This window comes from Microcoleus sp. PH2017_35_SFW_U_B, from assembly GCF_020737865.1.
In the GTDB taxonomy this organism is placed as follows: domain Bacteria; phylum Cyanobacteriota; class Cyanobacteriia; order Cyanobacteriales; family Microcoleaceae; genus Microcoleus.
The window spans coordinates 108,627-128,288 of record NZ_JAEQDE010000021.1; the positions used below are offsets into that span (position 1 = coordinate 108,627).

18 protein-coding genes are annotated in these 19,662 nt (G+C 44.6%); 9 read left to right on the top strand and 9 right to left on the bottom strand.

What is annotated here, in order from left to right; translation table 11 throughout:
• The first annotated feature begins 54 nt into the window (after positions 1-54).
• A complete protein-coding gene (locus JGK36_RS01940; RefSeq protein WP_293195843.1) occupies positions 55-1,791 on the top strand; it encodes a DUF3352 domain-containing protein in 1,737 nt (578 codons plus the stop codon).
• Positions 1,792-2,214: 423 nt separating this feature from the next.
• Here JGK36_RS01940 and mrdA read toward each other — a convergent pair whose 3' ends face one another.
• The 4 genes from mrdA to JGK36_RS01960 form a co-directional block, all read right to left on the bottom strand.
• Positions 2,215-4,044, bottom strand: a complete 1,830-nt coding sequence (gene mrdA / locus JGK36_RS01945) for a penicillin-binding protein 2 (protein WP_293195845.1) — start codon at positions 4,042-4,044, stop codon at positions 2,215-2,217.
• Positions 4,045-4,215: 171 nt separating this feature from the next.
• Entirely contained in the window at positions 4,216-5,109 is an 894-nt protein-coding gene (locus tag JGK36_RS01950) for a transposase (protein WP_293200773.1), read from the bottom strand.
• Entirely contained in the window at positions 5,022-5,714 is a 693-nt protein-coding gene (locus JGK36_RS01955; protein WP_293200762.1) for a helix-turn-helix domain-containing protein, read from the bottom strand. The genes JGK36_RS01950 and JGK36_RS01955 overlap by 88 nt, the downstream gene beginning before the upstream one ends.
• Before the next feature lie 202 nt (positions 5,715-5,916).
• Positions 5,917-6,210: a hypothetical protein gene (locus JGK36_RS01960; protein WP_293195851.1), complete on the bottom strand. Its 294-nt coding sequence runs from the start codon at positions 6,208-6,210 to the stop codon at positions 5,917-5,919.
• Between the two features lie 113 nt (positions 6,211-6,323).
• Between JGK36_RS01960 and JGK36_RS01965 the strand changes: the two genes are divergently transcribed.
• The 3 genes from JGK36_RS01965 (at position 6,324) to JGK36_RS01975 (ending at position 7,967) form a co-directional block, all read left to right on the top strand.
• A complete protein-coding gene (locus JGK36_RS01965; RefSeq protein WP_293176437.1) occupies positions 6,324-6,806 on the top strand; it encodes a hypothetical protein in 483 nt (160 codons plus the stop codon).
• Positions 6,807-6,996: 190 nt separating this feature from the next.
• Entirely contained in the window at positions 6,997-7,794 is a 798-nt protein-coding gene (cysE, locus tag JGK36_RS01970; RefSeq protein ID WP_293176439.1) for a serine O-acetyltransferase, read from the top strand.
• An 8-nt stretch (positions 7,795-7,802) separates the two neighbouring features.
• A complete protein-coding gene (locus JGK36_RS01975; protein ID WP_293195854.1) occupies positions 7,803-7,967 on the top strand; it encodes a hypothetical protein in 165 nt (54 codons plus the stop codon).
• Between the two features lie 65 nt (positions 7,968-8,032).
• Here the strand turns inward: JGK36_RS01975 and JGK36_RS01980 are convergent.
• Together JGK36_RS01980 and JGK36_RS01985 are read right to left on the bottom strand one after the other, a co-directional pair.
• Positions 8,033-9,233, bottom strand: a protein-coding gene (locus JGK36_RS01980) for an ISAzo13 family transposase (protein ID WP_293195857.1) whose coding sequence is annotated in 2 segments (ribosomal slippage) — positions 8,033-8,992 and positions 8,994-9,233 — 1,200 coding nt in all. Because the reading frame shifts where the segments join, the coding sequence is not laid out codon by codon here.
• 122 nt (positions 9,234-9,355) lie between these two features.
• A complete protein-coding gene (locus JGK36_RS01985) occupies positions 9,356-9,937 on the bottom strand; it encodes an Npun_F5749 family FMN-dependent PPOX-type flavoprotein (RefSeq protein ID WP_293190330.1) in 582 nt (193 codons plus the stop codon).
• 381 nt (positions 9,938-10,318) lie between these two features.
• Here JGK36_RS01985 and JGK36_RS01990 point away from each other — a divergent pair, with 381 nt between their 5' ends.
• Positions 10,319-11,437 carry a tocopherol cyclase family protein gene (locus tag JGK36_RS01990; protein ID WP_293176445.1) on the top strand — a complete coding sequence of 373 codons (1,119 nt, stop codon included), beginning with the start codon at positions 10,319-10,321 and terminating at the stop codon, positions 11,435-11,437.
• A gap of 179 nt (positions 11,438-11,616) precedes the next feature.
• On the opposite strand, the gene JGK36_RS01995 is transcribed toward JGK36_RS01990, so the two are convergent.
• Positions 11,617-12,336 carry a pentapeptide repeat-containing protein gene (locus JGK36_RS01995; protein WP_293176447.1) on the bottom strand — a complete coding sequence of 240 codons (720 nt, stop codon included), beginning with the start codon at positions 12,334-12,336 and terminating at the stop codon, positions 11,617-11,619.
• 617 nt (positions 12,337-12,953) lie between these two features.
• Here JGK36_RS01995 and JGK36_RS02000 point away from each other — a divergent pair.
• Complete coding sequence (locus JGK36_RS02000; RefSeq protein WP_293176449.1) at positions 12,954-13,667, top strand: tetratricopeptide repeat protein; 714 nt, start codon at positions 12,954-12,956, stop codon at positions 13,665-13,667.
• Between the two features lie 129 nt (positions 13,668-13,796).
• Here the strand turns inward: JGK36_RS02000 and JGK36_RS02005 are convergent, their stop codons facing one another.
• Entirely contained in the window at positions 13,797-15,152 is a 1,356-nt protein-coding gene (locus JGK36_RS02005; protein WP_293176451.1) for a peptidylprolyl isomerase, read from the bottom strand.
• 480 nt (positions 15,153-15,632) lie between these two features.
• Here JGK36_RS02005 and JGK36_RS02010 point away from each other — a divergent pair, with 480 nt between their 5' ends.
• Positions 15,633-16,880, top strand: a complete 1,248-nt coding sequence (locus tag JGK36_RS02010; RefSeq protein WP_293195860.1) for a transposase — start codon at positions 15,633-15,635, stop codon at positions 16,878-16,880.
• 79 nt (positions 16,881-16,959) lie between these two features.
• A complete protein-coding gene (locus JGK36_RS02015) occupies positions 16,960-17,511 on the top strand; it encodes a peroxiredoxin (protein ID WP_293195862.1) in 552 nt (183 codons plus the stop codon).
• Positions 17,512-18,063: 552 nt separating this feature from the next.
• Here the strand turns inward: JGK36_RS02015 and JGK36_RS02020 are convergent.
• Positions 18,064-18,603, bottom strand: coding sequence for a phosphate-starvation-inducible PsiE family protein (locus tag JGK36_RS02020; RefSeq protein WP_293195865.1), 540 nt, complete (start codon positions 18,601-18,603; stop codon positions 18,064-18,066).
• A 372-nt stretch (positions 18,604-18,975) separates the two neighbouring features.
• Here JGK36_RS02020 and JGK36_RS02025 point away from each other — a divergent pair, with 372 nt between their 5' ends.
• Complete coding sequence (locus JGK36_RS02025; RefSeq protein ID WP_293176460.1) at positions 18,976-19,578, top strand: superoxide dismutase; 603 nt, start codon at positions 18,976-18,978, stop codon at positions 19,576-19,578.
• Positions 19,579-19,662: the final 84 nt, after the last annotated feature.

A 19,662-nucleotide genomic window follows, 5' to 3' on the forward strand; every position in this document is an offset into this window, starting at 1 on the left:
ACGGTCATGCGCTACTGTAGTTAATAGTAGACTGTGGTCATTAGTCCTTGTTGTATGAAGCTGCGATCGTTCTTTTCTTTCCTCATTGCTGGCGTTTTGGTACTCTTAGCCTTGAGTGCAGGCGGTTTTTACTGGCTGTCAACCAAAACTCCCCTAAATTTGCTCGCTGGTGGGCCGACAACTACTCCGGCTGCGGCTGTGTTTGTCTCGAAACAATCACCTGTGTTAGTTTCAATGCTGGTAAATCCCGATCGCCTCGAAGCATTGCGACAAATCTTTGCCTCTCCTGAAGAAAGAAGCCGATCGCACGCTGAATTCGAGCAAATAAAAAAAAGCTTCCTCGTTAATACTGGCCTGGATTACAGTCGCGATATCCAACCTTGGATAGGTGACGAAATTACTTTCGCCACCACCACGCCAGATTTCGACGATCGCGAACTCAACAACGGCAAACAAACCGGGTTTTTGCTAGCCGTTTCCTCCCAAAATGCCGATCGCAGTCAAGAATTTCTCACTTCCTACTGGCAAAAAGAATCTCGTAAGGAGAAAACTGTGCAGTCGGAAGTATACAAAGGTGTGAAAATTTCTTATAAAGAGTCACCAATAACTAACCCTAAAAAAGATTCGATTTGGTCTTTCAACTCGCTTTCTCTACCAAATTCAACTTTGCCTCCCAGCTTTGCAACAGCAGCAATCGGCGGTAGTTCTGATTCAGGAAGTAACAGTAGTTTTGTTTTATTTGCCAACAGTCCGAACGTGCTGCGAGATGCAATTGATAACGTAGAATCAGCAAACCGGAATCTCAACAACAGTCCTAACTATCAAAAAGCTTTGCAGCAGCTAACTCAAGGCAGAATAGCTTTAGGATTTGTCAATCTCCCGCAGCCAGCAACCGAGAAAAATCCCCAAGTTTCCCCCAATTCCCTCGCAGTTGCTATCGGAGTCAACCGACGGGGATTGCTGGCCCAAACTGCTTTGGTGACATCGGGAGACAAAACAGCAATTCCCACACTATCCGCACCAGTGCAAGCCTTGCAGTACATACCCTCAGCCAGTCCTTTCACGGTCGCCAGCACCGATTTAAGGAATTTTTGGACTGATTTGTCATCGGCGGTGTCAACTAACACAGAGGCTTCAAAATTAGTCGATCGCGCGATCGCAGATCTTCAGGAAAATTGGGGCGTCAATTTGCCCCAAGATATATTTAACTGGGTACAAGGAGAATACGCTTTAGCCGTGGTTCCGAGTTCGTCAAACACTCCCGACTGGATTTTTGCGGCCGAGAAATCTGCTGATGCTCAAAAGGCGATCGACAAACTCGATGAAATTGCCCGCAGCAAAGAATACAGTATCGGCAACTTTACTCTCAGAAACCAGAAAATTACCGCTTGGACGCAGTTGACAACGAGCCAGAGTTACGATGTAAAAAATAAGAGCAAAAGTGCGATCGAAACCGAGGCAAAAGGAGTTCGAGCCACTGTCGGCAAATACGAAATTTTCACGACTTCCGTAGAAGCAATGGACGCAGCACTCAAAGCAGCCGAAACAGGCTCTTTGGTGGCAAATCAAGATTTTCAAACCAGCATCGAACCGCTACCGCCAGCTAACGACGGCTATTTTTATTTAGACTGGCCCTCCAGCAGAGCAATTTGGGAAAAACAAATCCCGCTGTTGAGGTTAATTGAACTTTCTGCAAGACCACTTTTTGACCACTTGCGATCGCTCACCGTCACCAGTACGGGAGAAATAACAGGAATTCGCAAAGCTACAATATTTATGCGGCTGAATTAGTCAGTTGTCAGTTGTCAGTTGTCAATAATTCGGACAGTTTGATGCCATCCGTAGGGGTGGTAAAAACCCGGTTTTTTACGTAAACGCACCTCGACCATCTATCAGCAGTGCAGTGGGAGCATCTCAGTTTTGATTTTATAGTGCTGTCCCCGCTCGCGATCTATCCAACACTCGCGAGCGGGGACGCTCGCACTGTAAAGAAATTGCTTTTTCCAAAAGTGAGAGGCTCCCAGTCCAGTCATGAGTCATAGCACGTTTAAAAATTATTGGCACAAACATTGTGTTTGGGCTTACTGTCTCATAACTAATGACTGATAACGTTCGCGAGCTCTTAAGCTCGCAAAACATGACTAATGACTAATAGCGTTCGCGAGTAACGTTCGCGAGCTCTTAAGCTCGCAAAACATGACTAATGACTAATGACTACTCAGGATTGACTACTATTGGGTTGACTGGTGTTTTAGGTTTCCCAAAATAAGCTTGAAACACCTCTTTGGCGATCGGCGCCGCGGCAACAGAGCCAAAACCGCCATTTTCCACAACCACGGCGATCGCAATTTCCGGCTTGTCCGCAGGCCCATAGGCCACATACAGCGAGTGATCCTTCTGTCCGATCACCTCCGAAGTCCCAGTTTTGCCCGCTGTTAGTGGAATTGAACCGTCATTGAGCCCCTGTCCCGTACCGTCGGTAACTACTGCCACGAGTCCTTCTTTAATCACATTAACTGTCGAAGGTTTCATCCCCGTAGGTACTGGTTTTGTCTCAGGCTTGCCAGTCAGAGAACTCAAAAGATGCGGTTTGACCCGATTACCACCATTGGCGATCGAACCTACCATCACCGCCGCCTCCAAAGGAGTCACCAACACGAACCCTTGACCGATCGACATTGTTACCGTATCACCAGCATACCAAGGTTCTTTATAGATTTTTTCCTTCTGGGCCGGGGTCGGCATTTGACCGTGATCGCCACCGCCTAGGCCCAAAAGCTTCAAATCCGTATCCTTACCAATGCCCAAGCGGTGTCCCCACTTAGCAATTTCGTCCGGCCCGGCACTCATCCCGATTTGATAAAAAAACGTATTGCTGCTGAAAGCCAAGGCATCCCGAAAGCCGATGTTTCCGTAACCGCCACTGTGTTCGTTAAAATCAATTCCCCCCACAGTAATGTAAGACGAAGTACCAATAATTGAGTCCGGCGAAAACTTGCCCGACTCCATCCCCGCGACGGAAGTCACAATTTTAAACGTGCTGCCGGGGGGATAGCCTTGCATGGTTCGATTCACAAATGGATTTTCTTCCTGTTGAAGAGTTGCCCAATCATCCTTAGTGATTTTTCGCGTAAACAAATTGGGGTCAAAAGTCGGGTGGCTGGCCAAAACTAATACCGCGCCGGTTTTCACATCAAGGGCCACTACTGCTCCCCGGCGGTTCCCCAGGGCTGTTTCGGCTGCTTTTTGCATGGACAAGTCTATGGTTAGCTGCACTGCCTCGCCCGGTTTGGGCGGTGTCTCCCCCATCAGTCGCAATTCTTGATTTTGGGCATTTACTTCGATCAGCCGATCGCCCCACACACCCGCAATTTCCTTGTTAGAACTTGCTTCTATGCCCATCTGACCGACAATCATCCCCATTGGATATTCCGGGTGAGCTTTCAAGTCTTCTGCGGTAGCTTCGCCAATATATCCCAAAACGTGAGCAGCTAAACTGCCTTCGGGATAGTAGCGGCTTGCTTCTGGCCGCACTTCCACTCCCCGCATTTGTCCCACCTGTTCTGCTAGCGGTACAAACAATGCTGGTGGCATAGCTTGCTTGATTCGCACCGGTCTGTAGGATAGAGGATCAACTTTTTTTAATTTCTCTAATATTTCTTTAGCCGGGATTTTTAGCAGCGGACTCAACTTTTGTGCTGTCACTTTCCACTCTTCGGGCGTTTGTTCTTTCGGCCACAAATAGACCGATCGAGCTAAATTGTTAGCCGCTAGCAGCTTGCCTTTGCGATCGACAATGTGTCCGCGATTCGCCGGCATCGGTACTAGGCGAACGCGATTGTTTTCGGCTCGTTCTCGGTTTTGCTTGCCTTGTACCAGTTGCAATTCCACCAGCCGGCTAGCGTGCAGGCCCAGCAAACCGGTTGCTACTAGCATTAACACGATCGCCCGGTGTATCGGACGCGACTGTTTCTTAGGAGTTTCCAGCAGAGTTTTGTCATTCGAGCGAAATTCAGAGAGCGCAGAAATTTCTCGTTGCATCATTCTATAGGTAGATGTTAAATCCTAGATTTTAGAGTCCTGATTGTCAATTTTGCAGTATACATCATCACACCCCGGGCCGTTCTATAGGTGCAAGCTGCATTAACGGGAATTGACCGTTGGGCGAAGCGGAAAGATTGTTGACACTCCCCGGCAGTCAAGGCACGGGGATTCTTAAGACATTTCGGTCTTAATATCCCTATGGCTAGGGTTCCCAAACTCACCACATTTGCTTTTTGAGCGTGGTGATACCTTTTGGGCGTCTAGGTACATAGTACCAGGTTTCGCAGAGTCCCCGCGTACCATTTTCAAAGCTCGATCTCTAATCGTTTTTGCAGCACCAATATCAGCGTGTTCATGATAGCCACATTCTACACAGATGAATTTTTCACCATCTCTGTTGGACTTATCTATATGACCACAATTTCGACATTCTTGGCTAGAGTGTTTAGGATTGACTTTAATGACGACCTTTCCTTGCTTTGCAGCTAGATACTCAATCTTCAAAATCAATTCACCCCAGCCTGCATCAGAAATAGAGCGATTTAAACCTTTTTTTCTGGACTGTCCATTTTTGAGAAATCTTCCAGTTTTCTCCTCAATTTTTACACGACAACGACGTAGCATTCCAGAAATATGTAAATCTTCTAAAGCAATTGCATCAATATTTCGCTCCACTATTTTGTGAGCGACTTTCCATTGATACGCTTGACGCCGATTGCTGATTTTTTGATGTAATAGTCCTACTTTTTTGGCTGTTTTTTTCCGATTTTTACTGCCTTTGACTTGGCGACTAACTCGTCTCTGTCTAATTTTTAAGGTGCGTTTAACTTTTTTATTAGTTGAAAATTTGGGATTTTCAATTTGATATCCATCGGAAAGATGCACCAGCTTGGTAATCCCTAAGTCGCATCCAATTACTTTAACCACATCCTGGAGAGATTTAGCCTTGTAATCGGGAACAGACTTGTCTTCGATCCTCAGAGACACGTACCAACCATTTTGGCGCTTCCTGACAGCACAAGCTTTGATATAGCCTTTCTCAAAAAGGTGAGGTATGACTGACAGGTTATATAACCACTGAAACCAAGAGGGCTCTCTTCCCAACAACGTCCGCGAATATGAGAGCTGATTGAGCGTGAGTTATAAAACCGCATCCAACCTACTTTGGGCAAGTAGATTTTGTTACCTTGTATCTTTATTCCCATTACAAAAGTAAAAGAGGTAAAGTTACTACGGTTTTTGAATTGAGGAAATCCTCTGCCTTCAAAAAAGTTTCTGTAGGCAGTATCTAAACGTTTAACGTTCTGTTGTAAAACTGTTGAGTCACTGCCACTATACCAAGGTCTAGCTATTTTGAGCTTCGGTAAGGATGTGATTTGAATGTCACCAGCAGTGCGACGAGGATTTTTGAGTTTACCTTCAAAATCTACCTTGCCATCTTTCCAGGGATTGCCGGTTGCACCATTTTTACTGACGAAGCAGGTTAACGGACAAGCTTCAACCTGATTTCTGATATCGCAGTAGTCTCCTTGAACAAACTGTTGGTTATATTGAATGATTCTGTCGTTCAGGCACCAGTTATAGTGACTTCTCAACATATCCACCCAGTTTGAGATTTTTAAATCTTGGGTTTGATTTGGACGAAGTTTGTAAACATAGTTGGTCAACAAGATTGAGTCACCTCCTGTTTGTTGTGTACCTGATTTAAGCTTAAACTAAAATCTATTGGATTGAAGGGTTTGTCATACTTCTTTGTATTGAAAAGGTTTAAAAGTTGAAGCCTTGCTCTATATTTGAATTAAAGCCGTCCTATAATGACGGGGTTTTCAACCCAATTTTCTGATAATTGGCTTTTGAATAACTAATAACTCGTCACCGATCGCTGCAAACTAATCGCCCAAGCACCAAGAAATAGCCAGCAAAATCAAAGTCAGGCTGAGCCAAACCGGGAAATGGAGCCAGCCAGATAGACTCATAGGTAACAATAGCAAAACCTCGGCGAATAGGGAAGCAATTCCCAATACAGAGGCAAGCAGTATCAAATTTATCATCTTGACACCGTACAATTGCGGGTATGAGCGTGGCGCGTGTGGCAGAACTGGGAGTGGCACGAGGAAGGGCGATCGCACAGGTGTTGTTCTGATAAAAATAAGGAAGAGAAACCAAGAGGTTTTGAACTAATTAAAAAAAAATGTTCTTCCTCTCCTAGTTCGGATTCTTGGGGCTGCGATGGGTAAATTCTGAGTTGTGATTTTAAGTTGTGACAGAGGAGTAGTGCCATGTTGTTTAATCCGCGAGTTCATTTCAAAAACGCTGCGATCTTGGCTGCGACTTGTGCGATCGCCACCCACCCAGTTTTAGCAGAAACAGCCAATTTCGGCACATTAATTTTATCGCGAGGTTTTGGGGCCCCAACAGCAGCTTTGAGAGGTTCCACAGGCGGATCGTACTCTCTATCTGCCATTGCCAACGCCGATCGCCACAAAAACAAATGTTTGGGTTTTGCCACCCCCACTCCCGACCACATCATAGTCTTGCAGCAAAACTTGGACAAACTTACCATCCAAGTCAACAGCGGAGGCAAGGACACCACCTTACTCGTACAAGGCCCCGGTAACACCGTGCGCTGCGGAGACGATACAGGTCAGAATAAAGATGCTGGCATTGTAGATTCAGACTGGCAAGCAGGCTCATACAAAATTTGGGTCGGCACACTCGAACCCGGAGTCAAGTCTAACTATACGATCTCAGTACAGGAATAGGGTGCAGTGGCGCTGTGAGGTGGGGACAATCGAATATCTTCAAATTTTATCGCAATCTCCCCCAATCTGCTCCAGGGACACTCCCCCAATCTCCGACTCCCCAAATCTCGCGCTCCGCCACTAACTTCCCCCATCAAGTAAAATGTAAGATCGAAAGTGCCGTGTTTAACCAAAATTGGTAAATCCGAAAGTGCTAAAGACTCTTAGAGCTGACTTCAGTATAATTTTCGATCGCGACCCAGCCGCTCGCAACTGGCTGGAAGTTTTGTTTTGTTACCCAGGTCTTCAGGCCCTAGTGCTGCACCGCCTCGCACACTGGCTTTACGTACTGGGTCTTCCCTTCATTCCCCGCTTAATTTCCCACATTGCTCGCTTTTTGACCGGCATTGAAATTCACCCAGGGGCAACGATCGGCAAAAGCGTCTTCATCGACCACGGTATGGGGGTTGTGATTGGCGAAACAGCGATCGTCGGCGATTTTGCCCTAATTTACCAAGGTGTCACCCTCGGCGGCACAGGCAAGGAAAGTGGCAAACGTCACCCTACCGTCGGTGAAAATGTAGTTGTCGGTGCCGGCGCCAAGGTACTCGGCAACCTGCTAATTGGCAACAACGTTCGCATCGGCGCCGGTTCCGTCGTCCTGCGAGACGTACCATCTGACTGTACCGTTGTAGGGATTCCCGGCCGCATTGTTTATCGATCGGGAGTGCGCGTCAATCCCCTAGAACACGGCAGTTTGCCGGATTCCGAAGCTGCGGTAATTCGCTCTTTAGTCGATCGTATCGAATCCCTCGAACAGCAACTAAAAAGTTTGATTCCCCAACCATCTGCCTCATTAACTTCTGTTTCCGATTTCCATTCAGCATTCTCAACTTTAAATCAAACCAGTCATGTAGCTGTAGCTGAAAAAAACCAATTAGCTGTTGCCACCGCTTGTCAGTTAAAAGATAAAGCAATTCAAGAATTTTTCGACGGCACCGGCATCTAAAATTTGAATTGGGAATTGGGAATTGGGAATTGGGAATTGGGAATTGGGAATTGGGAATTGGGCATTGGGCATTGGGCAAACAGGGCATTGGGCAAACAGGGCATTGGGAAGAAGGCCCGCGCAGGGAAGAATGCCCGCGCAGGGCATTGGAACCAATAACCAATAACCAATAACCAATAACCAATAACCAATAACCAATAACCAATAAGAGGCCTCCACAAAAAGAATGATCCAATAGCTATGTGGGTTTAGCGAAAATTTCCACAAACCATTTGTGAAGATTGGGCAGACGATTTATCTGGGTTTCAATTTCTGCCATAGCTAACTTGTTAATTTTAACTCCCGTGGAATAAATTATTTCTACTAATGTCACTACTGGATTTTTATCGTTAAATGTGAGAGTTTTGGCGAAATTTACCACACTCTCAACACTGTCAAGTAAACTACCATTCCAATGCTTTTCTAACCAACCAAAACAACGCTCTACTGGGTTATATTTACTATGATATGGCGGATAATAAGCCAATTGTAACGTCAGTTGAGATTTCTGGGAAAAATCTAAAATTCGTTTCATAAACTGAGTACGACGAGAATGATTTTCCGGCCCATTATCCTGATTGATAACCAATTTTTGAATGTGACTAAAACGGTGTTTAACCGTTTTCCACCAACTTTCAAGTAAGTCAACTATACAATCAGCCGTCAACTTAGAAGTAACGAAGAATAAAAATAACTCGTTGTACTCAGGCAGAAAAATGCCATAGGGAATCACAGTTGATTCAGTCGCAAAATCGTGATCGAGTGCAATAGTTGGCGTCCGATTTTTACCACCTCTATCAAATTCTCCAATCTTGACGGAAGCCTTGGCATCAATGGAGATTCGGAGAGTATTAGGGTTATTATCAGCTTCTGTATTGATTTGTCCAAGTTGTTCAAAAATAGCTGATGTTTCCGGGATTTTTTTAATCGGTTTAGTTTTAAGAACTCGTTTTAAGGTATAACCCAAATCATTCAATTTTCGTCGAATTGTTTCTGTACTTGGTAGTTCTTCGTCACTATAACCAAATTGTTCAATTAATTGACGATGCACTTCCTTGGCAGTAATGCGTGTATATAATCGCGTACTCTTAAAGCTAGGATCAGTTTGACTGTGTGGGTCTACTAACGATTTAATATCTTTCAATAAGTTGGGTAATGAAAGTTTCAACCCGCTTTCGTCCACTGCGCTTGAAACCATCGACAATTGGCTCACCACTTTTCAATTCTTTCATCCCTTTACGAATGGTGCGTCTGTTCCATCCTAACTCCCGTTCTACTAACGTTTGTCCACCTATTCCTAAACCTTTGACTACCGATGCCATGAATTGTCGTCTGTCTGTCCCCTTGAGTTTTTGAGCTGTTTTGATGTAAAGAGATTTGGCGTGTTCGGTCAGTTTCATGATAGATTTTAGAGACATAAGATACGCTGCACACTGAAATTATCTTTGGGTCATTATAGGATCAATCATTCTGTGGTGCTCCCTAACCAATAACTAATAACCAATAACTAATGACTTCTTTTTCAGGGATTGACCGATCGCACAAACCAATTGCCATCCCCGTCGCGCCCGTAAAGCGATCGGTTCTGGGGTTCCCCCCGCAACTCCAAAAAATCCACCGTTTCCGGTTCCAACAGCAGCAAGCAAAAACTAGGCAGCGGCTCGATCGCATCTGGGGAAGCACAATCAAAAGCAGTAGCCTCAGCCTTGTCTTTCCCAGGTTCGGGCCAACCAAACTGCACCCGCGCCCCCTCAGAAAGCTCCTGCCAAGCTGTGCGGCGGGCTGCGTACAACTCTACATCTGGACAATCTGCCCCTGCCAAAATCAGTTGTCCAGCAATCCGAAATTGTTCCCGAGTTTTAGGGAAATACCAGCAAATCTCCCCCCAAGGATAGAGATTAATTTCCTCTGCCTTTTGACTGCGAATATCTGTAATAAACTTTAACTGGTTGGTGTTTTCCAAAAAGCCTCGAAACACCACAGTGCGGTTAGCAGGACGCCCGTCAGGACGAACCGTTGCTAGTTGCAAGTAGCGGGCATAGGCAAGACTGCGGTTGCGGTGGAGCGATCGCGCTAAGGGCGATCGCCAAAGTGCTAAAGACATAATGAATATCCTATTATATGGGTAATTGGCGATCGGTAGTTGGCAATCAGTAATCGGTAATCGGTAATGTACTAAGCCTGCTTCTTCCTTTTAGTTAATGACCAATGACTAATAGACCTCTTGCAAAAAAGATATATGTTATAATCAGAGGCTTTGAATTAAACATCTCCCATAATTGTGGAACAGGCATCCTGCCTGTTATTCACAGGCTTTTTGGGAGATATCTAATCAACTAAAGCAAAACTTTCCATTATATCAGAAAATTATTTTGCAAGAGGTCTAATGACTAATGCCCTATGCCCTATGCCCTATGCCCAATGACCAATGACCAATGACCAATGACCAATGACCAATGACTCTTGTTTTGCTATTAGTAATATTATGTCAAATACAGCCTCAAAACTCAAAACTATTGAAACTCCCCACAGCGGCTACCACTGGGACGGCAGTTCCCGGCGCTTTTTTGAAGGCTGGTACTACCGAATAACATTACCAATTCACGGACAATCCTTTGCATTCATGTATTCCATAGAAGACCCCAGAGGCGGTCAACCTTACAGCGGCGGTGCCGCCCAAATTCTCGGCCCCAAAGATAGCTATTTGTGCCGCACCTTCCCCGATGTAAATAAGTTTTGGGCGCACCGAGACACATTGGGTTTAGGACATTGGGGCAAAACAGATTTACAAATTAAACCAGAATATTTAGAACCACAAGTATTCGACAGCCGTATCGAAGAAGGCTATCAAGCTACTGCTACTTTGAATCAAGGTTATCTGCACGATCCAGGAACTGGAAATCACTGTTTTTGGCAATACGAAATCAAACCTGTTTACGGCTGGGGAAACTCCGACGAACTCCAAAAATCCACGGCGGGAATGCTATCTTTTTTGCCAGTGTTTGAGCCTGGATGGCAAATTTTAATGGCTCACGGTTTAGCCACGGGTTGGATCGATTGGAACGGCGAACGCTATGAATTTAAAGACGCTCCCGCTTACACCGAAAAAAACTGGGGCGGTGCTTTTCCGCAAAAATGGTTTTGGATAAATTGCAATTGTTTTCAAGGCGAAAGCGATTTAGCATTAACTGCTGGGGGTGGCAAGCGGGGCGTGCTGTGGTGGATGGAATCGGTAGCAATGATTGGCATCCATTACCGAGGCAAATTCTACGAATTTGTGCCTTGGAATTCCCAAGTAACTTGGAATATTGAACCTTGGGGAAGCTGGAAAATGCAGGCGAGAAACAGCCAGTTTGAAGTTGAGTTAAGTGGCAGTACAAAAAGTTCTGGCACCTATGTGCGAACTCCTACAGCCAAGGGTCTGGCTTTTTGCTGCCGCGATACGACGCACGGCGAATTGCGCTTGCAACTGCGAGAATTGTTGGGGGGAAATGTTGAGAAAAATGGCAAGCAGCGCTCTAAAATTATCTTAGAGGCTCAAAGTTCTTTGGCCGGTTTGGAAGTTGGCGGCGGGCCGTGGGATGCAGTTTGGCGATCGAATTAAGTCAGTAGTCATTAGTCATTAGTCATTAGTCATTAGTTAAATGTCTATTAATTACTGACTGCTGAGAACTCACAACTGCCAACTGCCAACTGCCAACTGCCAACTGTCAACTGTCAACTGTCAACTGTCAACTGTCAACTGCCAACTGTCAACTGTCAACTGTCAACTGTATTCAGACTTTACTTTAAATTAAAGCCAATTTCTTCATTATTAATAGAGCCGTCGGGCATTATCGCTCCATTCAGCACCGCACCTCTGAGATTTGCTCCCGTTAAATTAGCGCCTTCTAGATTAGCATTGCTCAGATTTGTGACTTGTTTGGAACCTCGGAAAAAGAAGCTGTGCAAATCAGCATTTGTCAAATTAGTGTCTGCCAGATTAGCATATTGCAAATCAGCACCGTGCAGGGTCGCATCAGTTAAATTAGCTTGGGTGAGATTGCTTCCCCAAAGTCTAGAATCCAACAAATTAGCATCTTGTAAATTGGCGCGACTCAGATTTGCCAAAGTCAGATTAGCATCCCACAATTTTGTGCGGTTGAAATTAGCTTCGGTCAAATTGGCTCGACTGAGATCCGTGCCCAAAATATCAGCATTTGCTAAATTGGCGCTGGTGAGATCTGCGTCAGAAAGGTCAGCATTTTTTAAATTAGCACCGGACAAGTTGGCGCCGCTCAGGTTGGCACCGCTCAAGTTGGCTTCTTGGAGATTAGCTCCTCGCAAATCGGCAGCGCTCAAATCGCATTGCTTCCACAGAAAGCTGACGCACCAATTATCTTTTAATAGCTGACTCAGATCCTCGGCATTCGCGGCAATCACAGGAGGAGTTAAGTAGAGACTAAATAGGGCGATCGCGAATACTGTCGCGAAGAAAGTTTTTAACGTCAGAACTATTTTCATTGACACTAATTGCAATAGATTCTTGATGTGTAATCAGAGCATATCAAAGAATAAGCAACTTTCATCGGCAATATTACTCAAAAATATCAGTGAAATGTCGATCGCCCTTAGCCCAGCCCCCAACTTAACTCGGCGAGTCGCGGGTGAATCCTCTTACCTAGAAAATGGGTTGCTTCACAGATGCGTCGGTGCTAGAGATTTTTTTTCCCTAAACCCTGTATCAGATGCTCGCAAGTGCGATCGGAATTTACTGATAGCATATATTGCGACAATGCAAGAAGCTGTTGCCCATTTAAATTGTATATTTTAATAAACTATTCTCCTCCAGCGTCAAATATTCTCAACCTCTTCCTCTCTCCCTCTTTCTCTGGTGAATCTGGCTAGCAAAAATAAATTGTTCAGTTCGCTTAAAACTACGAAATTTAGCGGTTTATAGACGCAATTATCCTTGGTTGTGACTGGCGTCACGAACTAAACCCAACTGTCATCACACAAATCAATCCCCGAGCATCACCAAATCTCCTCAAACTTATCACCTCCCCGAGAGTACGGATATCACTGTCAGTAGCTGAAAGATGCAAGAAAATTAGAGCATACAGTTAAACACCCGCCCTCCCATGCGTACTATCCCCTTTCTCCCGAGTCAATTAGCTGTCACAACTATTTTCAATTCGATCGAATTTTTGGGATTCGCCAATACTTCAGGTAAAGTATTTTCGGGCGAGCAAGCCCAAGCGCGACAAGAGGCAAATTTAGACGTTAGCACCAAGAAGGTTTACAGTGCAGGTTTAAAAAGTCTCGAACAAAAGGACTTGCACGCTGCGATTAAAAATTTCACCGCCACAATAAACATTAATCCGCAATTCGCACCAGCTTACAACGATCGCGGTGTTGCCCGCTACAGATTAGGCGACAAACAGTCTGCGATCGCCGATTTAACTACCGCCATCGAACTCAATCCCTATCGAGCCAAGTATTACAACAATCGGGCGTTTATGCTAGCTGGCTCAAAAGATTATGCTGGGGCGATCGCAGATTACAACTCAGCACTGATGCTCAACCCCAATTTGGCTCAAGCTTACTTTAACCGAGGCACTATCCACTTGCAAATGGAAAATTCCCTCGCAGCACTAGCTGATTTTGAATCAGCAATTCGCCTCGATCGCAATTTTGCCAAAGCTTACTTCAACCGAGGAGTGACTAGATATAAATTGAGAGAAGTTCAAGGAGCATTTGAGGATTTTCAGAAAGCAGCAGGGCTATTTAAGCAGCAATCGAGAATGGATTGCTATCAAGATGCTGTCTCTAAACTTAGAAAGTTATGTTATTAATTAAATTTGGCATAAGCCATAAAAAATAGATTGTATAACCAGGGGCTGGCATCTAATAAAAGATATGGATATTGAGCCGAAAAGTATTAGAAATTGGGTCGAGTTGAACTCAACCCAATTCACTTAAAACTACCCAATTCTTAAGGCTACATCGCCAGTGGGTAGGTCATTAGGACGAGGAACAATCGGAGACAAAGGAATTGCAAAAACTGCATTTCTGACGGAATCGACAGTAGCATTTTTTACAATAGCAGGAGACCCAGCTAAGTTAATTAAAGTATCGCTGCCAGATTGAGTGAATGTGGTATCCGATAATTTTCCTGTCAAAGCAATGCGATCGCCTTCACCTGGTTTAAAATCAAGTATTGTATGATTCGTTGGGAGTAGCAGAATAAAAGGCAGACTCGCAGGATCGACTCCGACCAAAACAAAAGTATCTGCACCACTACCTCCGGTGAGAGTATCGTTGCCTGTATCCCCAATCAAAATATCATTGCCATCGCCACCATTTAAGACATCATTCCCTTGCCCACCCCGTAAAAAGTCGTTACCAGCATCGCCATTAAGAGTATCGTCGCCGAAATTTCCGTTGATAATATCGTTGCCAACACCACCGCTAATTAAGTCGCTACCTTTGCCACCTCTGAGAAAATCGTCGCCTGCTTCCCCGGTGATAGTGTCGTTGCCTTTGCCGCCGTTGATGGCATCATCAATCGATGAACCGATAATGCGATCGTTGGCGCTACCTCCGCGCACGCCGCTGGGGTTTTGCTGAGAGTCTTGGGCAGTGACTTGATAGTTGTTCGGCGTATTAGGCAAGTTGAGCGATCGCAAAGGCAGATTTACAAAATTAGTATTATTCACAAAACTATTCAACACAGCAGCATTGGGAATAATACTCGAAACCCGACTGGGGACAATCCCTGCAACAACTTTGGCACTCGAAATGCGATCGCCCTGCTGCACCGCATTAACCGTCTCAAAACCTTGAATTACATTGCCAAAAACAGCATAATTGCCATCCAAAAACGGCAAAGCATCCAAAGTAAAATAGAACTGCGAAGAAGCCGTATTTAAACCACTATTAGAACGAGCCATTGCCACCGCCCCTTTCGTGTGAGGCAACTGTGGCTTTTGCGTGACAACTTGGTTGTAAACTGGCTGTGCCGCCCCTTGCGGCTTGATTTCCAAAGGAATAAAACGCGCCTGATTAGTATCCGGATCGATAAAATTACCCGTTCCCAATTGACCCGCCGGAATGCTAGTATCCTTGCTGCGCGGATCGCCCCCTTGCACCACAAAAGGATCCGGCTGGCGCACAACTCGGTGAAACATCACCCCATCGTAGGTGCCACGTTCAACTAAATCAACAAAATTTCCCCCAGTAATCGGCGCATTAGTGCCGTCTACTTCGATCGTCACCGGTTGACCATTAATTACCTGGACTACTGTAACTTTGCCTGTTAACGGGAGTGCAGCGCTCATAAGTAAATTGCTATTTGAGTAAGTGATATTTCGGTTTGATACCAAATCCTGGCTAAATGTTCCCTTTATTTCCTAGCCAGCAGAAGCGGGCATCCTCTGTATAAAAGCGGTTTTAAACACCGAATCATCAAAGGGGTGGGTAACTCAGATTTAGCAAGCACAGCAGAATCCCCACACCATACCTGTACTCAGGTTAGTGTGGGATGAATGCGAGGCAATGAGGAATTGACCGACGAGCAATATTGAACGCAGTTCAATTAGCGATGTCGGTCGGTGACTCATTGCCAATCTTTGATGTTGGCAATGAGTCAATCAGCTCTTCAATGACTTGAGTCATTGTCTTATCGGATTGAACAGCATATAGCCGTAACTTATGGAAACGTCGCTCAGACATCCTTAATCTTAATTGTTTATTTTTCATGTGGCTACACAATGGTTACACAATCATGCTACCATAGTGCTAACAGGAGGTAAAAGCAAATGAGGACGGCATACCAGTACAAATTACGCCCAGGCAAACAACAAGCAATAGAATTAGACAGGTGGTTGTCTATGCTTTGCGCTCAATATAACTATTTGTTGGCAGATAGATTTAACTGGTACGAGCAAAATCGTTGTCCTATCAATGCTTGTCCTCTTGTTTGTCACCTTCCAGAATTACGGGACAATCCCGATTACTACAGTCAAAAGAAAACACTACCTAACCTCAAGAAAACTCATCCTTGGTATGGCGAAATTTACTCGCAGGTTCTTCAGGATATTGTCAAGAGAGTCAAGGTAACTTTTGATAGATTCTTGAAGGGTGACAGTAACGGAAAACGTAGTGGCAGACCAAGATTTAAGTCTCGCAACCACTACAGAACCTTTACCTATCCTCAAATGAAGGATGGATGCTTGCAAAACAATTTAATCAATCTTCCGATGTTTGGAAAAGTTAAGGTTGTTTTGCATCGTTCCATTCCGAATGGTTTCAAAATCAAAACTGCTTCTGTCACTAAAAAAGCTGACGGTTACTATTTAACCCTCAGCCTGGAAGATGCGACAGTGCCAACAATTAAACCAGATTTCAATCCAGATTTAATAACTGGTATCGATGTTGGCTTAAAGGAGTTTTTGACAACTTCTGAGGGTAAAACTGTTGCTATACCTCAACATTATCGCAAATCTCAAAAACGTTTAAAAGTTATTCAGAAGCGTGTTTCCCGTCGTAAAAAAGGAAGCAATCGAAGATTAAAAGCGGTAAAACAGTTGGGCAAGCAGCATAAAAAAGTTGCCGACAAACGTAAAGATTTTCATTTCAAAACTGCTAACAACTTGTTAAAAAAATATGATGTTGTCGCGGTTGAAGATTTGAATGTCAAAGGACTTGCGCGTACATGGTTGGCAAAATCTGTTCTTGATGCCGGATGGTCAAGCTTTCTGTCGATACTGACAAACAAAGCCGAAAATGCTGGTTTGTTGGTTATCCCTGTTAAAGCGTCTGGTACAAGTCAAGATTGTTCTACTTGTGGCGTTAAAGTTCCTAAGAAGCTACATGAGAGATGGCACGACTGCCCCCATTGTGGATGTAGTCTTGACCGCGACCATAATGCAGCAATAAATATCAAAAACAGAGCGGTAGGGCATTCCGTTCTTAAAGCTCAGTTAACGTCCGAAGCAATAGCTGGAGTCGCTGAGAAGCCTACACTGTACTGTACGAGCGTCAGTGTAGGAGTATGTCACTATTAGAAGCAATTCGCGAATTGCCCCTACCCATTTAATCAGAAAACTGTAAACTTGTGTTAAGTACAGTTCTACTTGTTAATTTATGATTTCCCGGCGCAAGTTTTTTAGCACTTTATTGGCAATTTGTCTAGCCCTTCTGAGTTTCAACTTTGCCCCTCCAGCCTTAGCCCTCGGTGGCAAGCTGCCGGCGGTGAATCAAGCCGCACCAGACTTTAGTCTACCGACAAACAGCGGCGACGGGCAAATCTCGCTGTCCGATTATCGCGGTAAATGGCTCGTAGTCTACTTCTATCCCAAAGATTTTACATCCGGTTGTACGATCGAAGCGCGTCGATTCCAGCAAGACTTGCCGAAATACTTAGCAAAAAACACTCAAATCATCGGCATCAGCGCTGATGATGTCAACTCCCACGCAGAATTTTGTGATTCTGAAGGTTTGAAATTTCCGCTATTAGCAGATACCGACGGCAAAATAAGTAAAGCTTACGGTTCTTGGATGAGTTTTATCTCTTCCCGGCACAGTTTTATTATTGACCCTGAAGGAATTTTGCGGGAAACATTTGTTAAAGTTAATCCCGCCATTCACTCCAAAGAAGTGTTAGCTCGTTTAGGCGAATTGCAGACTAACAGCTAATATTGTGTCACCTCGAATCACCGCAATCAAATAGGTTCGTAGTGAGGACTTTAGTCCTTCCCCTCTGTTTTCAGAGAACTAAAGTGCTGACTGCGAACCCCAATCAGATAGGTTCGTAGTGAGGACTTTAGTCCTTCCCCTCTATTTTCAGAGAACTAACGTGCTGACGGCGAACCGCAATCAAATAGTTTCATAGTGAGGACTTTAGTCCTTCCCCTCTATTTTCAGAGAACTAATATCAATTCCGGCTGCGCCGGAATGACAAGCGAGGACACGGCAGTGCCGTTTCCCTACCGTGATTAATCGTAGGGACACGGCACTGCCGTGTCCTGATTTCGGGTAATATTAATTCAGATGCAACCGGAATTGATATAAAGTGCTGACGGCGAACCGCAATCAAATAGGTTCGTAGTGAGGACTTTAGCCCTTCCCCTCTATTTTCAGATGACTTTAATCCTCACAACGAAAGTTATCATGGTTATTTTACAAGAGACGATAAATGGTAACCAGACAAGCTGTAGAGCAAATCTAAAATCGCCTGTCTCGCCATACTCAATGAGAATTGAACTTACTATTTACCGCAACAGGCTCTGAAGAAGATTCCGGCTCTGACAGATTTCTTTTTCGGCTAGCAAAACGGCGTTCCGGGTCAATTCCCTCAAAAGTTGGCGGCAACCAAACTCGGATGACCAACAACACTCCCAAAACCAGCAAAAATCCACCTGTTGACAATATTTGAACCCAGGGAGTTTCCAGAACTCCCCGCACGATAACTTCTCGCAAAACTGAGACAATACAAACTTCAACCGCCACACCAATCGAAACGCGCTGCTCTTGCAAATAAATAATTAACAGCCGAAATAATTCCACCAAAACCAAGAGAAATAGAATGTCTGCTGTCACTTGCTGAAAATTCAAAGGAGGCAGCAGCGAGAAAAACATTTCTCGCAGTTCCAGTACCATGAAACAGAACAAACCAATACACAAAGAAATTACAATTAAGTCTTGAACTGTTTCCAGACCGCTGACTATTAGTTTCAAATTCAACCATTTAGGAGGGGAATTAGTCTGGTTATTTGAACGGTTTTCCATTGACTGCTCCGGGAATTTGTTGGACTTGCTTACAGCTTAAGTTAAATTGAGCTTATATTTGATAAAAAACAGGTTTAATTTATTTATAACCATCATTAAAATTCTGTCTAGTGACAATTTCCTACCAACTTTTATATATTGCCCAGGCGGGTTGACTTTTAGGCAATGTTTGTGCTATGTGAAACCTGGTATTAGTAGATTTGGTGAAAAGTAGAATTCAAACTTCTAAAATGCTGCAACTGAGATAAAATATGAGAATTGTCAAAAATTAATTACGAGAGCTTGATAAACTCAAGCTAGCGACTCTAGGCTCAAATCATACAAAAGCCGGAAAGTCAACCCAAAAAAGCCACCAAGAGAGGATTGAACACAATGGCATTTACACTCGCACCATTACCCTTCGCCGCTGACGCCCTAGAGTCAGGTCATATGTCGGCCAACACGTTTTCGTTCCACCACGACAAGCACCATGCTGCTTACGTGACCAATCTCAACAAACTGATTGAAGGCACCGAACTAGCCAGCAAATCCCTAGAAGAAATTGTAATGGAATCTGCCAAAGATCCATCCAAAGCCGGCATCTTCAACAATGCAGGTCAAGTTTGGAACCACAATTTCTTTTGGAATTCCCTCAAAGCGGGCGGCGGCGGCACTCCGACAGGAGCTTTAGCTGATAAAATCAATGCCGACTTTGGCAGCTTCGACAAATTCAAAGAAGAATTTAAGGCTGCTGCGACAACTCAGTTCGGCAGCGGCTGGGCTTGGCTGGTTGTGGACAACGGTACTTTGAAAGTTACCAAAACTGCTAACGCTGACACCCCGCTAGCACACGGCCAAACTCCTTTGCTGACTTTGGATGTGTGGGAACACGCTTATTATTTGGATTTCCAAAATCGCCGTCCCGATTACATTGCTAATTTCCTAGACAATTTGGCTAACTGGGATTTCGCAGCAGCAAATTTGGCTGCGGCTTAGTAACATCTGAGTTTTAGAACTGAAGTCCTCACTACGAACTTTTATCGGTTTGTAGTGGGGACTTTAGTTTTTGTTTCCGAGGAC

Bases quoted from the DNA above. Each gene is read 5' to 3' on its own strand.
- JGK36_RS01940 (WP_293195843.1), top strand. From the start codon at position 55: ATGAAGCTGCGATCGTTCTTTTCTTTCCTCATTGCTGGCGTTTTGGTA.
- mrdA (WP_293195845.1), bottom strand. From the start codon at position 4,044: ATGATGCAACGAGAAATTTCTGCGCTCTCTGAATTTCGCTCGAATGAC.
- JGK36_RS01965 (WP_293176437.1), top strand. From the start codon at position 6,324: ATGTTGTTTAATCCGCGAGTTCATTTCAAAAACGCTGCGATCTTGGCT.
- JGK36_RS01985 (WP_293190330.1), bottom strand. From the start codon at position 9,937: ATGTCTTTAGCACTTTGGCGATCGCCCTTAGCGCGATCGCTCCACCGC.
- JGK36_RS01990 (WP_293176445.1), top strand. From the start codon at position 10,319: ATGTCAAATACAGCCTCAAAACTCAAAACTATTGAAACTCCCCACAGC.
- JGK36_RS01995 (WP_293176447.1), bottom strand. From the start codon at position 12,336: ATGAAAATAGTTCTGACGTTAAAAACTTTCTTCGCGACAGTATTCGCG.
- JGK36_RS02000 (WP_293176449.1), top strand. From the start codon at position 12,954: ATGCGTACTATCCCCTTTCTCCCGAGTCAATTAGCTGTCACAACTATT.
- JGK36_RS02005 (WP_293176451.1), bottom strand. From the start codon at position 15,152: ATGAGCGCTGCACTCCCGTTAACAGGCAAAGTTACAGTAGTCCAGGTA.
- JGK36_RS02010 (WP_293195860.1), top strand. From the start codon at position 15,633: ATGAGGACGGCATACCAGTACAAATTACGCCCAGGCAAACAACAAGCA.
- JGK36_RS02015 (WP_293195862.1), top strand. From the start codon at position 16,960: ATGATTTCCCGGCGCAAGTTTTTTAGCACTTTATTGGCAATTTGTCTA.
- JGK36_RS02020 (WP_293195865.1), bottom strand. From the start codon at position 18,603: ATGGAAAACCGTTCAAATAACCAGACTAATTCCCCTCCTAAATGGTTG.
- JGK36_RS02025 (WP_293176460.1), top strand. From the start codon at position 18,976: ATGGCATTTACACTCGCACCATTACCCTTCGCCGCTGACGCCCTAGAG.